Genomic DNA, 12,991 nt, shown 5'->3' with positions numbered 1-12,991 from the left:
GTGACCGGGGCCCCGGAAGCGCCGGAAGCGGGTCCAGCGCGGCCTAAGGGGGCTTGGAGACCGTGCCCATGGGCGTGGTCCGATGGATCCTTCCCCTACGCCGGTTACGCCCGCGTCGGCTGAGCCGTCGTCCGGGCCCGGAACTCCGGCGTGACCGTGCCGGTGCGTTTCAGGATCCGCAGGACGGGCGCCGTCTCCAGGGTGTGGATCCCTTCCAGGGCGGCCAGGCGGTGCGTGAGGTAGTGGTGGAGGTCGGCGGGGCCGGAGCAGAGGGCCTCGGCGAGCAGGTTGGTGGGGCCCGTCGTGGCGGCGACGACGGCCATCTCGTGGTGGCGGGCGATGGTCGTGGCGACCTCGTCCAGCCGCGCGGGAGCGACCGACATCCACAACAGCGCCTGCGTGGCGACGCCGAACAGGGCGGACTCCACGTCCAGGTCGAAGAAGACCGCGCCGGAGGCGCGCAGGGCGGCGAGGCGGCGGGCGGCGGTCGCGGGGGACCAGCCGGTCGCGGCCGCGAGCTCGGCGTGGGTGGCGCGGCCGTCCCGGCGCAGGACGTCCAGGAGTGCCTGGTCCGCCGGGCCGGGGGCGTCGCCGTCCTCGGCGGGGCGGGGCCGCCGCAGGAGGGCCTGCTGTCCCTCGTCCAAAGCCTGGAGGATCCCGCGCCAGGCGGTGGGGCCGCCGAGGTAGGTGTGCAGCAGGCAGTGTGCGGAGACACCGGTAATACCCGTCTTGCGCGGAATGTCATGCAGGAGCATGGCGTGCGCGTCGGCCGCGTCCGCCGGTGCGTGGACGATCGTGAAGATCTCCGTGCCGCCCGACGTCAGCTTCACCCAGGACGTGTCGGGCCTGCGCGCCAGTGACTGCGCCAGCGGCCGGGTGGCCGACGGCGCGCAGGTCAGCCGGATCATCCACTGGGTGAGCCCGCCCCTGACACCGCCGGGCAGCCCGACGACGCGCAGCCCGGCCTCGGCGCGCAGGCGCCGGTAGCGGCGCGCCACCGTCTGCGTGGAGACCTCCAGTACCTCGGCGATCCGGCTGAACGGGGCACGGCCGTCGAGGTGGAGCGCGTGGATGACGGCCCGATCCAGATCGTCCAGTGCGGTCGTTTTCCTCGGCTGGTCGCTCGTCATGGAAGAAATCATCTATCCCCAGGCTGTGGATGGAAAGGCTCCGCAGCACGCTCCAGGCTGGGCACCGAGCCGAAGGGAGCGCGCGTGGAAGAGACGAGAACGGCCCACCGGTGGCGGTGGGCCGCACTGGTGACACTGCTGGTCGCCGAGGCGATGAACCTGCTGGACGCCACGATCGTGCAGGTCGCGGCGCCGGTCGTGCAGCGGGATCTGGGCGGCGGTGAAGCGGCGATCCAGTGGTTCAGCGCGGCCTACACGCTGCCGTTCGCCGTGCTGCTGATCACCGGCGGGCGGCTCGGCGACCGGTTCGGCCGCAGGCGGGTCTTCACCGCCGGGACGGCGGGCTTCGCGCTGGCGTCGCTGGCCTGCGCGCTGGCGCCCGGCGCGGGGACGCTGACCGGCGCGCGGGCGGTGCAGGGCGCGGCGGCGGCGCTGATCATCCCGCAGACGATCGGGCTGATCCGCGCGATGTTCGACGGCCCGGAACTGGCGAAGGCGTTCGGCTGGATCGGCCCGGTCATGGGGCTGTCGGCGGTGTGCGGCCCGATCCTCGGCTCGGTGCTGGCCGACACGGTGTCGTGGCGCGCCGCGTTCCTGGTGAACGTTCCCCTGGCCGTGGTCGTGCTGGCCACCGTGCCGTTCCTCCGCGAAGACCGGGCGCCGAGCCCGCCGGGCATGGATCCCGTGGGGACGGCCCTGGCCGTCGCGGGGACGGCGCTGGTCGTCTACCCCCTCATCCAGGGCGAATCGGCGGGCTGGCCCCTCTGGACGTGGACGGCGATGGCCGCCGGCCTGGCCGTCCTCGCGCTGTTCGGGCTGCACCAGCGCCGCGCGGCCGTCCGGGGGCGTGCCCCGCTGGTCGAGCCGAGCCTGTTCGCCGACCGGGGCTTCCCCGCCGCGCTGGCCACCTCGACGCTGTTCTTCGCGGTGATGAACGGGCTCATGGTCGTGATCGTCCTCCAGGTCCAGCTCGGCCTAGGCCGGGACGTGCTCACCGCCGGGCTGACCCTGCTGCCCTGGTCGGGCGCGATGGCGGTGGCCTCCTGGACGGCGGGAACGCACCTCGTCCCGCGCTGGGGCTCGCGGGTGATGTTCGCCGGGCTCGGCGTCCTGCTGGCCGGGATCCTCGCGGCGATCGCCGTGTACGGCGCGTCCGGGCCCGGCGGGTACCCGTGGCCGCTGCTCGGGCCCCTGGCCTTGGCGGGCGTGGGCAACGGGCTGTTCACGGTCCCGTTCTTCACGGTCGCGCTGTCGCGCGTCCGCCCCCACGAGACGGGGTCGGCCGCCGGGCTGCTCAACGCCGTCCAGCAGTTCGGCGGGACGCTCGGCATCGCGCTGCTGGGCAGCGTCTTCTTCCAGAACCTGCGCGATGACGGGGGACTGGACGCGGCCCGGGCGTCGTTCTGGATCGCGGCCGCCCTGCTGGCGGGCGCGGCGGTCACCGCGCTGGGTCTGCGGACGCCAGCGAGCCGAGAAAGCCGTCCAGCAGCCCGATCTGCCGCTCGGGAGGGAACAGCTCCGGATCGAACAGGGCCTGGACGACCAGGCCGTGCGTGAACGCCGCGGCGGTCGCCACGAGCCCGTCGACGTCGGAGCCGGGCAATTCGCCCCGCTCGGCGGCCGCCGCCGCGTGGACGCGCAGCCGGGCGCGCCAGTCCTCGTACCGGCGCCGCTGACGGCCGGACAGTCCCGCGTCGGCGAGCGCCCCGTCCCACGAGCCCACCCAGACCCGGTTCATGCGCGCCGCCTCCGGGGTGAGCGGCAGCACGTCCAGGAGGGCGGCCCGCAGCGCGGCGAGCCCGGGGGCCGGGGCCTCGCGCATCCGGCGGCCGGAGGTGTACTCGTCGGCGACCTCCAGGGCGTAGTCCACCAGGGCGCGCTTGTTGGGGAAGTAGTGCGTGAGCAGCCCGGTGGAGGCGCCCATCTCGGCGGCGACGGCGCGCAGCGTCAGCGCGCCGAACCCGCGGTCGGCGAGGACGCGCCACACCGCCTCCGAGACGTCCCTGCGCCGGGCTTCGTGGTCACCGCGTGCTGGCATTCCCGTATTGTACATAACAAACGTTCGGTACGTACGAAGGAGCCCCATGTTCGCTCACTCCCTCGCGGCGGACGCGGAACTGCGTCCCCTGGAGCCGTGGCAGGCGGCCGAGTTCGCCGACCACGCCGTCCGCGTCCGCGCCGACATCGAGGAGTACCTCCCCTGGGCGAGCATCGTCGTCGACGAGGCGAGCGCCCGCGCGTTCCTGCAGAGCTACGCCGATCGCCAGGCCGCCGACGAAGGCCGCATCTACGGCATCTGGGTGGACGGCGTCCTCCAGGGCGGCGCGCTCTTCCGGGTCTTCGACGCCTCGACGGGCGTCTGCGAGATCGGTGTCTGGCTCGGCGCGGCGGCCCGCGGCCGCGGCCTGGTCACCCATGCCGTCCGCCACATGATCGAATGGGCCTTCCGGGAACGCTCCATGGTCCGCGTCGAATGGCTCTGCGACCCCCGCAACACCGCCAGCCAGGCCGTCGCCAAACGCCTCGACATGACCCACGAGGGCACCATGCGCGCCGCGTTCGAGATGAACGGCGAACACCGCGACGTCCAGATCTGGGCCGTCCTCGCCACCGAATGGATTCTCTGACCCTTCTCCCGGCTTGAACACCGTGCGGTAGGACGAGCGTGGGGCCGGCGGGCTCACCGGCCTCCCAGCGGGTCCCCGGGTGCGGGCTATCGGAGCGGGATGTCGATCCCGTGCTCGTCCTCGCGCCGGGGACCGTGGATGCGCCTGTCGGCTTCGGTGATGGCGACGTCGTTGATGCTCGCCTCGCGGCGCCGCATGAGGCCGTGTTCGTCGAACTCCCACAGCTCGTTTCCGTAACTGCGCCACCACTGGCCTTCCGCGTCGTGCCACTCGTACTGGAACCGGACGGCGATCCGGTTCTCGTGGAACGCCCAGAGGCTCTTGCGCAGCGCGTAGTCCAGCTCGCGCTCCCACTTGCGCGTCAGGAAGGCGACGATCTCGTCGGAGCCGGTGATGAAGGTGTCCCGGTTCCGCCACACCGAGTCCGGCGTGTAGGCCGATGCCACGCGGCGGGGATCACGGGTGTTCCACGCGTCCTCGGCCGCCTGGACCTTTCGCAGCGCCGTCTCCCGCGTGAACGGCGGGAAGGGCGGACGATCTTCGGGCATCGCGGCCTCCTCAGGTCGAGAACGATCGTTCTCCATGTTGGGCGCTACGCTAGAGAACCAACGTTCTCAATGTCAACGGAGGCGCGGGTGCCCGCTCCGATCACGCGGGAGCAGACGCGGGCGGACCGCGAGGCCCTGCTCGACGCCGCCGAGACCCTCTTCTACGGGCGGGGGATCCAGGCGGTCGGGATGGACGACGTCCGCGCGGCCTCCGGCCTGCCGCTCAAGCGGATCTACCGGATCTTCGCCGCCAAGGAGGACCTCGTCGTCGCCATGCTCAGACGGCGCGACCGGAACTGGAGAGGGAACCTGGCCGCCCACGTGGAACAGGTCCCCGATCCCCGCGACCGGGTCCTCGCGGTCTTCGACTGGCTCGCCGGGTGGTTCGCCGAGCCGGGCTTCCGCGGCTGCGCCTGGATCAACGCCCACGGCGAGCTCGGCGCCTCGTCCCCGGCGGTGCTCGCCGAGGTCCGCGCGCACAAACAGGCATTCCATGACCAGATCGCCGCATGGGTCCGGGCCGCCGGATCATCGGCGGCCGAGCCGGTCTTCCTGCTCGCCGAGGGAGCCATCGTGACCGCCGGAATCACCGGCGACCCCGCCCCCGCCCGCCACGCACGCGCGGCCGCCGCGGCGCTGCTCACCACGCCTTTCTGAGTTCCCGCGCCTGCCCATTCCGGCTTCGGCCGGTCGCGCCGGTCGCGGGCGGCGCGAAGCGATTATGACGACCGCATCTACTCCTGGCGTCCCGCCGGCACCGAACTCGTCCACGTCGTGAAGCCGCCGCCATGACGCTGGCCGCATCCGGCAATCGCCCATGCTCGGATTCGATGGCGGACGTCCTTCCATAATGCGATGCTCCGCCGAATCTCCGCGCTGACCAGCATGCACCTCGGAAAATCCCGTGATCGCGCTCAAACATGAACTGATGGTGATCACGAGAAAACGTTACTTGTCTCTTGACAAAAAGTTTACAGCGGATGCAGATTCGTCATGATCGTCGATCGGTTCGACGGTGTTCCTCGTCCCGGAGCACCGCCCGGCAGGAGCGGGCGGTAACGGCCACATGGCCGGACGAGTTGTTCGTCATGCGCTTCCTGCTCCCTTGAAAGGAAGTCCCCCCATGGCACGACGATTCACCGCTTTAGTAAGCGCCGCCGCACTGCTCGCGGCGGGCGTCGCGGCGCCTGCTCCCGCTCAGGCGAAGCCAGAAGCGGAACCCTACGAGTTCCAGCATCTGTTTCCGGAGATCGGCTCTCCGAACGCCACGGCTCCAAAACTCGGTCCCTCCGAACGCCGAGGCCCCCGGCTGGTGAGCCCGTCCACGGTCGGGGAGCCCTCCCGCACCCGGATCCCCACCTTCGCATCCGCAGGCAGGCGATCCCCGTCCGGCCCTGCGGTGGCGGCATCGGTGCCCGTGGGCATCGGACCCGTCCGCAACGGCACATTCCTATCGTTCAACCTGGCGGACTACCTGCAACTCAAGGTCAATGCCGGTTCCGGCAACGCGATGCTGCGCACCACCGACATGTCACTGCCGGGCATCGGCGGGAACGTGACGGTCGGCGCGGCGTACAACAGCCTGCTCCACGCGGCCGACGCGCCGGCCGGTGTCATCTCTCCTGGCTGGCGCACCCGGCTGGGCGAGGACGTGCGGCTGTACAAGAACAGCGACAATTCCCTCACCTACACCGGGCCTGACGGCGTCTCGGGCGTCTTCACCCCCTCCGGTTCGGGCTACAGCACGCCCAAGGAATTCAAGGGCGACCTGGTCTCGCAGTCGGGTGGCGGCTGGAAGTACACCGACCACGGCTCCGGACGCCAGTCCTACTTCGACGGCTCCGGCCTGCCGTCCAAACTGGTGGACCGCAACGGCAACACGGCGGATTTCACCTACACCTCGGGCCACGTCTCCAAAATCACGTACAAGCCGAAGGGGGAAACAGCCGGCCGGTCCATCTCCATCGCCTTCTACAACGGTCACCTGGCCCGCTACGACCAGACCGGCTCTGACGGCTCCAGCCGCACCGTCGTCTACACCTACGACGCCTCCGGACGCCTCTCCCAACTCCAGCAGGCCGCAGGGGAAGTCACTCGCTTCGACTACGACGGCTCCGGCAACCTGAACTCCATCACCAACGGCAAGGGCGCGGTAACGCAGCTCGCCTACGACTCGGGCCACCGGGTCCTGTCGGTGACGCAGGTCGGTAGCAGCGCCAACCAGATCACGCGACTGGCCTACCCGTCCGACACCCAGTCCCAAGTGGCGGACGCCAACACCGACCAGTCGAAACCGGTCGCCGACGTCCCGCACACCACCTACACGCTGAACGACAATCACCGCGTCACCAAGGCGGTCGATCCGGCCGGAAAGACCCGCACGAAGAGCTACACGCCGTTCAGCGACATCGCGTCCTACGAGAACGCAAACCAGGGCCTGACCAGCAACACGTTCGGCGCGAACAGCGGTGAGTCGCAGACCAAGTCGGCCTCTCCCAGCGGAGCGTCCGCGTCACTCACCTACGGCAACTCGCCCACGAGCCAGAACCCCACCGCCGCCTACCAGCCGTCCGCAGGCAGCGACACCCAGGGCAACGCCTCCGCCTACACCTACGACGGTGCGGGCAACCAGACCTCGACCAAGGACGCCCTCGCCGCCGAAGCCAAGGCGTCCTACAACTCCGACGGAACGGCGAAGTCCTCCACCGACCCGTCCAACGGAACGAACTCCACTACCTACGGATACGACGCCAACCACCAGCTCACCAGCGTCACCCCGCCGACCGGCAACACCCTGAAGAAGAAGACCCTCACCTACGACGGATACGGGAGAACCGCCACAGTCACCGACGGCAACGGCAAGAAGAGCAGCTACACCTACGACAAGAACGACCGCGTCCTGACGGTGTCCTACTCCGACGGCACACCCACCGTCACCTACACCTACGACAAGGCCGGCAATGTGCGCACCCGCGCCGACGCCAGCGGCACCACCACCTGGTCCTATACCCAGCGGAACCTACTGGCCGGACGCAATTCCACCTCGGGCGGTGGCGAGATCGACTGGCAGTACGACGCGGCCGCCAATCTGGTCAACCAACTCGACGCCCGTGGCACCGACCATTACGTGCACAGCACCCGCAACCTGCTGACTTCGATGACCGACGCCTCCGGCAAGACCTGGACGTTCAAGCACGACGACGACGGCAACCGCACCGACACCTATTTCAACCACGACACCACCGCGTCGACCTGGTCGATGCACACGGTGACCAGCTACGACAAGTCAGGCCGCGTCATCCGGGTGAAGTCCACGGGCTCCTCGACCGGCAACCCCGTAGTTTCGGACATCTCCTACTGCTACGCCAAGCACGTCGACGGGCAGGACTGCTCGACGGACAAGGCCGAAGACACTGGCCTCCGTCAATGGTCCACTGACCACGCGACCGGCAAGACCAGCGTCTACAGCTACGACAAGGGCAACCGCCTCACCAAGGCCACCGCGGTCAACGGCCACGACTACGGCTATGACTACGATCCCGCCCCGTCCAATGGCAACCGCATCGGCGTCACCGTCGACGGCACGACGACGCAGACATTGACCTACAACTCGGCGAATCAGATCACTTCTTCCGGGTACGGCTACGACGCCGCAGGCAACCAGACCGCGTCCCCGACCGTGCCACAGATGACTTACAACGCAGCGCAGCAAATGGTCACCACCAAGGTGGGGAACACCACCACTCCCCACACCTACGCCGGCCCTGACCAGACCGAGCTGGTCAAGACCGGTGACACCGCCATTGTCTACGGCGCCAACGCGACCCCCATCTCGTACACCACCGGCGCCGCCACCACCTACATCGTCCGCGACGATTCAGGTACCCCTCTCGGCGCCATCAGCGGCGGCGCCACCACCGCCTACGCCACCGACGGCCTGGGCTCCATCACCGGCACGACCAACCTCGCAGGCGCCAAGACCACCGGTTACGCCTACACCCCTTACGGCGAGCAGTCCGGCAAAGCCAACGGCGACCCCAATCTCCTCGGCTACACCGGCGCCCTCACCGACCCCGCGACCGGCAACCTCTACCTCTCCCACCGCCACTACGCCCCCTCACAAGGAAGCTTCACCCAGCAAGACACCATCACCAAACTCACCGACCCCAAAAACGGAAACCTCTACGCCTACGCAGGCGACAACCCCATCAACAACATCGACCCGAGTGGCCAAGACGTGAGGAGCAATTGGGTAGCCGCCTTCGCAGGTTTTGCCGCCTTCGGAGGCATCTTCATTGCCACCGGAAGTCCGGTCATGTCCGGCTTCGCCGGTGGATGTGTCGGAGGTATGACAGATGACCGTATGGGCGGGATGAGCTGGACCGACAGCTTCACCGGCGGCTGCCTGGGTTATGGAACAGCGGGCGCCCTCGCCGGCTGGGCATTCCAGGAATGGGTGCTTTAACGAAGAAGTGGCCGTAGGGCCGACCCTCGATCGAGGGTCGGCCCTACGGCGAACCCGGGCATCAAAATAGAGCAAAGAGGCACGGAGTGATTGTTCTAGGTGCCACTCAAAAGACATCATCTTGGTGATAGTTGCCATTGTCTGCGAGATAAGGAGTCGGACTTGAAGAGAGAGCGCTCGAGGCGAGCGGCGGTAAAGATGAACTATATCTCCGGATGCGTTCTGGTGGTCATAGGGATTGGCTCTCTCGTGCAAGGCGATGCGGGAGGTGGAACTATTTTTGCCTTGAGTTTTGGAATGGCGACAATAATCCTGACCTTCATCTTAAAGAAACTGATTTTCAAGAATTAGTCGCGGGCCCGATGTGTTCTATTTTCTTTGATTGGCGCCGTCGTCATGCCACAATAACGTCCCTGTCGAAGTCGGCGCCGCCGGGGCGAGATGTAGGCTCAAGGACCCGCTGGGTGCGGTCGCGGAAATGATCTGGAACGCCCTCGACGCCGAAGCCCGCGCCATCGTCGTGGAGATCGAGACCAGTGCCCTCGCACTGGGTGAGCAGATCCGCTGGGTCACCACCGGCGTCAACACCACCGGACACCGCGAACGCACCGTCATCAGCGGAACCCTTGACGCCCCGGCCGACTTCACTGGCCGGCCGCAGCAGCCCTTCGATGTGGGCGGGGCGCATCGCCTCACTTTGGCAGACCGGCCGTGGCCGTGCGTGGGGTTCGCGTCGCCGGGGCCGGAGCGAACGTGTCTCGTGGCGAGTAGGGTCATTTGTGATCTCGTTGTGGCTCCTTACTCCCCCCGGAGACCGCCTTGCACGCCGAGCAGGTGCTCTTGTTGTTGCTCGCCGCTACCGGCGCGGGGTGGGTGGACGCGGTGGTCGGGGGCGGGGGATTGATCCAGTTGCCCGCGCTGCTGCTGCTCAACCCCGGACAGCCCGCCGTCGCCGCGCTCGCCACCAACAAGCTGGGGTCCATCGCGGGGACGTCCTCGGCGGCGGTCGCCTACCTGCGCAAGGCCAAGCCCGACCTTCAGGTGGCGCTGCCCGCGGCGGGGCTCGCGGTGTGCTGTGCGGCCGGGGGCGCGCTGTGCGCGGCGGCGATCTCCTCGGACGTGCTGAAGCCGGTGATCATGGTGGTGCTGCTGGCCGTCGCGGCGATCGTGGTGCTGAAGCCGGATCTCGGGCGGCTGCCCGCGCCGGTGCTGCGGACGCGGCGGCGGATCGCCGCGGCCGTGCTCGTCCCAGGGGTGGCGATCGCGTTCTATGACGGTCTCGTCGGGCCGGGGACGGGGACGTTCCTGGTCATCGCGTTCACCACCCTGCTCGGCATGGACTTCGTCGACGCGTCCGCCTCCTCGAAGATCATCAATACCGGGACGAACCTCGGCGCGCTGCTGGTGTTCGCGGCGCAGGGACACGTGCTGTGGGCGATCGGGCTGGCGATGGCCGTGTGCAACATCGCCGGTGCGCAGATCGGGGCGCGGATGGCGATCCGCAAGGGTGCCGGGTTCGTGCGGGTCGTTCTTCTCTGCGTGGTGACCGCCCTGGTCGTCAAGCTCGGCTACGAGCAGTTCGCGTAGACGGCCCGGCGCTCGACGCCGAGAACGTCCACCCCTCGCTCCCGTCTCAGAGCCGGGACCTAGCCGCGTGGGAAGAGGGGTTTGACAACCGTCGCGGCATGGTACTTATAATTCTGCTTGCAGGTTTCCTTCCTGCGGCCACACAGGAACCCGGGTGGGAGGTCCCGGGAAAGCTCTCGGAGGTGAGGCAACGATGCTGCTGACGTCGCTTGACCCGTTCGTGCAGGAGTTCGAGCGCCAGTTCGACCGCGCGGTCCGGCAGGCCGGGGTGAACGGCCGAGGTGAGGGCGCCCCCATGCCGATGGACGGGATCCGCCGTGCCGACGACGTCGTCCTGCGGTTCGACCTGCCGGGCATCGACCCCGGCTCGATCGAGGTCACCGTGGACCGCGGCGTGCTGACGGTGACCGCGCGCCGCGAGGAGGAGTTCGGCGAGAACGAGCGCGTCTTCGTCCGCGAGCGTACGATGGGCGCCTTCACCCGGCGGGTCTACCTGTCGGAGCATCTGGACGCCGAAGCCATCGAGGCCGCCTACAACAACGGCGTCCTGGCCGTCCGCATCCCGGTGCTGGAGCAGGCCAAGCCCCGCAAGGTCACCATCCAGCACACCGGCGACCCGAAGGCTCTCAGCGGGTGACTCCGCGCGCTGAGGAACCCATTCGCTCCATACGGTGACCACAGGCGGGCCTGCCGCCGGCACGGCGCCGTCCAAGAGGGGGTCTGCCCGCCGGTCCGGGCAGGCCCCCTCATCGCTTCCCCATAGGCAAGCCTCAGCGGCGGGCCCGGGACCAAAAGGAAGGGGGACGGCCTTTGAAGCTGCCCATGGACGACGAGTACGCGGCCCTGTTCACGGTCGGGCAGGTGGCCGACATGCTGCAGGTCCAGCAGGCGTTCCTGCGCCGGATCGACAATCAGCAGGTCGTTTCGCCCCAGCGCTCGGCCGGCGGGCAACGCCGCTACAGCCGCTCGGAGATCGGCCACATTCAGCGGGTCGTCACCATGATGGACGAGGGAATGACCCTCCCGGCCATCCGCCTGATCCTCCAGCTCCAGCACGAGCTGGCCGAGGTCACCCGCGAGCGCGACGAACTCGCCCGCCGCCTCGCCGCCCTGACGCCACCACCCGCCGACCGCGAATAGCGGACTTTTCGCCCACCCCTACGGCCGCGGCTCTGGGCCGCGCCGTCGCTTGGCGCCGAACGTCCGGCATCCGCGCGCCGGTGCGTGGCCCATCCTGCTCTCCTAGGGCGGTACCGGCAGCGGCTTCTCCAGGGCCGAGAGGGTCAGGACCACCAGCGAGGCCGTCCAGCCGAGCGGCGCGACCCCGGCGGGCTGGCCGCGCTCGCCGATCTTCTCCGGCAGCGCGCCGAGGCTCGTGCGGTGCGCGGCCAGCCAGTCGAGGCGGCCGAGCGCGTCCTCCTGCCGGCCGGAGGCCGCGGAGTTGAGCGCGAACAGCGCCGTCTCGGGCGTCCAGGCGACGAGCGGGTTGCCCGGCCAGCGCTCGCCCGGGAGCACGCCGCCGTTCGGCAGCGCCTGCTTGCGGGCCGCCGTCGCGACCGCGCCCGCCACGGCCGGGTCGGCCGCCGCGAACGGCGGTGCGAGGAACGTCACCGAGGTGTCCATCAGGCCGCCGGGGATGGGGGAGCGCGGGTAGCCGTACGGGGCGAACTCCCTGGCCACGGCCATGCGCAGCCGGTGCGCCGCGCCTCGCCACCGGGCCGCGCTGCCCCGGTCGCCGTACCCGTCGGCGACGGCGGCCGCGGCGCGCAGACCCGCCAGCACGGGGCCGACGACGCCGAGCGTCGGGCGGCGCGGGTCCTGCTCGCGCCGGTGGTCGCGCTCCCAGTAGTCGGACGAGGCGGGCGGCAGGCCCCCGGCGTCGAGCGAGTGCGCGAGGTGGTCGGCGGCGCGCCGCACCATCGGCCACAGCTCCGGCAGGTCGCCGGGCGACGCGGCCCGAACCCGGTAGAACCAGCTCGCCCACAGCACCCAGCCGAGCGAGTCGAGCTGCGGGGGGCGCCCGTCGGCGACGGCGGTCCCGTCGGCGTTGTAGCGGGCCGCCCACACGCCGTCCTCGTGCTGGACGCGGGCGAGGAACCGCAGCACGCGGCGCGCCTCGGCGGGGTGGCCGGTCACGGCGAACGCGGCGGCGGCGAACGCCGAGTCGCGCGGCCAGGAGTACCGCCACGCGCCGTACCAGGACGCGAGCGACGCACCGTTCGGACGGGTCAGCAGCCGCAGGTCCAGCAGGGCCCGCGCCGCCATGTCCCGGTAGTCGTCCGCCGACCGGATCCGCTTGTCCGCCGAGTCGGCGGGCACGCCCCCGCCGGGCACCGTGCCGCGCGCCAGCCAGCCGCTCTCGGCGCGGACGGCCGCGGCGATCTGCGGGTCGTCCGGCGGGAGGGTGACGGAGGCGTCGGAGCCGGGCGGGACGAGCCTGATCCGGCCGTCGGCGAGCCGGACGATCGAGCTGTCCGGCAGATAGGCGGCACCGCGGGCCTCGGAGGGGGAGAGCGGAACCCCGGTGAACGGCCAGCCGCTCCCGCCGACCAGCCCCGGGCTCGCCCAGCCCGGCGTGCCGGCCCGGGGCGGGCCCCCGCCGCCGGTGGCCACGAGCGCGGCGGCGACCAGCAG

General features: G+C 70.0%; 12 protein-coding genes. 7 read left to right on the top strand and 5 right to left on the bottom strand.

Annotated features, from left to right (window positions below):
- Nucleotides 1-104: 104 nt before the first annotated feature.
- Complete coding sequence (locus tag E1291_RS20240) at nt 105-1,130, bottom strand: Lrp/AsnC family transcriptional regulator (protein WP_131739403.1); 1,026 nt, start codon at nt 1,128-1,130, stop codon at nt 105-107.
- 84 nt (nt 1,131-1,214) lie between these two features.
- On the opposite strand from E1291_RS20240, the gene E1291_RS20235 reads away from it, so the two are divergent.
- Entirely contained in the window at nt 1,215-2,687 is a 1,473-nt protein-coding gene (locus E1291_RS20235) for an MFS transporter (protein WP_242614265.1), read from the top strand.
- On the opposite strand, the gene E1291_RS20230 is transcribed toward E1291_RS20235, so the two are convergent.
- Nucleotides 2,569-3,168: a TetR/AcrR family transcriptional regulator gene (locus tag E1291_RS20230; RefSeq protein WP_131739402.1), complete on the bottom strand. Its 600-nt coding sequence runs from the start codon at nt 3,166-3,168 to the stop codon at nt 2,569-2,571. The genes E1291_RS20235 and E1291_RS20230 overlap by 119 nt on opposite strands.
- Nucleotides 3,169-3,214: 46 nt before the next feature.
- Here E1291_RS20230 and E1291_RS20225 point away from each other — a divergent pair, with 46 nt between their 5' ends.
- Nucleotides 3,215-3,757, top strand: coding sequence for a GNAT family N-acetyltransferase (locus E1291_RS20225; RefSeq protein ID WP_131739401.1), 543 nt, complete (start codon nt 3,215-3,217; stop codon nt 3,755-3,757).
- Nucleotides 3,758-3,843: 86 nt separating this feature from the next.
- Here the strand turns inward: E1291_RS20225 and E1291_RS20220 are convergent, their stop codons facing one another.
- Nucleotides 3,844-4,305, bottom strand: a complete 462-nt coding sequence (locus tag E1291_RS20220; protein ID WP_131739400.1) for a nuclear transport factor 2 family protein — start codon at nt 4,303-4,305, stop codon at nt 3,844-3,846.
- A gap of 87 nt (nt 4,306-4,392) precedes the next feature.
- On the opposite strand from E1291_RS20220, the gene E1291_RS20215 reads away from it, so the two are divergent.
- The gene (locus tag E1291_RS20215; RefSeq protein WP_131739399.1) at nt 4,393-4,962 is read left to right on the top strand and encodes a TetR/AcrR family transcriptional regulator; all 570 of its coding nucleotides are present in this window, start codon (nt 4,393-4,395) and stop codon (nt 4,960-4,962) included.
- A gap of 466 nt (nt 4,963-5,428) precedes the next feature.
- Nucleotides 5,429-8,770, top strand: coding sequence for an RHS repeat-associated core domain-containing protein (locus E1291_RS20210; protein ID WP_165495204.1), 3,342 nt, complete (start codon nt 5,429-5,431; stop codon nt 8,768-8,770).
- A 394-nt stretch (nt 8,771-9,164) separates the two neighbouring features.
- On the opposite strand, the gene E1291_RS20205 is transcribed toward E1291_RS20210, so the two are convergent.
- Entirely contained in the window at nt 9,165-9,458 is a 294-nt protein-coding gene (locus E1291_RS20205) for a hypothetical protein (protein WP_131739397.1), read from the bottom strand.
- Nucleotides 9,459-9,589: 131 nt separating this feature from the next.
- On the opposite strand from E1291_RS20205, the gene E1291_RS20200 reads away from it, so the two are divergent.
- From E1291_RS20200 to E1291_RS20190, 3 genes are all read left to right on the top strand, one after another.
- The gene (locus E1291_RS20200) at nt 9,590-10,357 is read left to right on the top strand and encodes a sulfite exporter TauE/SafE family protein (RefSeq protein WP_131739396.1); all 768 of its coding nucleotides are present in this window, start codon (nt 9,590-9,592) and stop codon (nt 10,355-10,357) included.
- A 193-nt stretch (nt 10,358-10,550) separates the two neighbouring features.
- Nucleotides 10,551-10,994: an Hsp20/alpha crystallin family protein gene (locus tag E1291_RS20195; protein WP_131739395.1), complete on the top strand. Its 444-nt coding sequence runs from the start codon at nt 10,551-10,553 to the stop codon at nt 10,992-10,994.
- A gap of 173 nt (nt 10,995-11,167) precedes the next feature.
- The gene (locus E1291_RS20190) at nt 11,168-11,497 is read left to right on the top strand and encodes a MerR family transcriptional regulator (protein ID WP_131739394.1); all 330 of its coding nucleotides are present in this window, start codon (nt 11,168-11,170) and stop codon (nt 11,495-11,497) included.
- A 102-nt stretch (nt 11,498-11,599) separates the two neighbouring features.
- On the opposite strand, the gene E1291_RS20185 is transcribed toward E1291_RS20190, so the two are convergent.
- Nucleotides 11,600-12,991 (bottom strand): glycoside hydrolase family 15 protein (locus E1291_RS20185; protein ID WP_131739393.1); only part of this gene is annotated, 1,392 nt, incomplete at its 5' end.

The sequence above is a fragment of the Actinomadura roseirufa genome (assembly GCF_900659635.1).
Taxonomy (GTDB): domain Bacteria; phylum Actinomycetota; class Actinomycetes; order Streptosporangiales; family Streptosporangiaceae; genus Spirillospora; species Spirillospora roseirufa.
This window is presented reverse-complemented; position numbering and strand designations above follow the sequence as displayed.

Bases quoted from the DNA above. Each gene is read 5' to 3' on its own strand.
- E1291_RS20240 (WP_131739403.1), bottom strand. From the start codon at position 1,130: ATGACGAGCGACCAGCCGAGGAAAACGACCGCACTGGACGATCTGGAT.
- E1291_RS20230 (WP_131739402.1), bottom strand. From the start codon at position 3,168: ATGCCAGCACGCGGTGACCACGAAGCCCGGCGCAGGGACGTCTCGGAG.
- E1291_RS20225 (WP_131739401.1), top strand. From the start codon at position 3,215: ATGTTCGCTCACTCCCTCGCGGCGGACGCGGAACTGCGTCCCCTGGAG.
- E1291_RS20220 (WP_131739400.1), bottom strand. From the start codon at position 4,305: ATGCCCGAAGATCGTCCGCCCTTCCCGCCGTTCACGCGGGAGACGGCG.
- E1291_RS20210 (WP_165495204.1), top strand. From the start codon at position 5,429: ATGGCACGACGATTCACCGCTTTAGTAAGCGCCGCCGCACTGCTCGCG.
- E1291_RS20205 (WP_131739397.1), bottom strand. From the start codon at position 9,458: ATGCGCCCCGCCCACATCGAAGGGCTGCTGCGGCCGGCCAGTGAAGTC.
- E1291_RS20195 (WP_131739395.1), top strand. From the start codon at position 10,551: ATGCTGCTGACGTCGCTTGACCCGTTCGTGCAGGAGTTCGAGCGCCAG.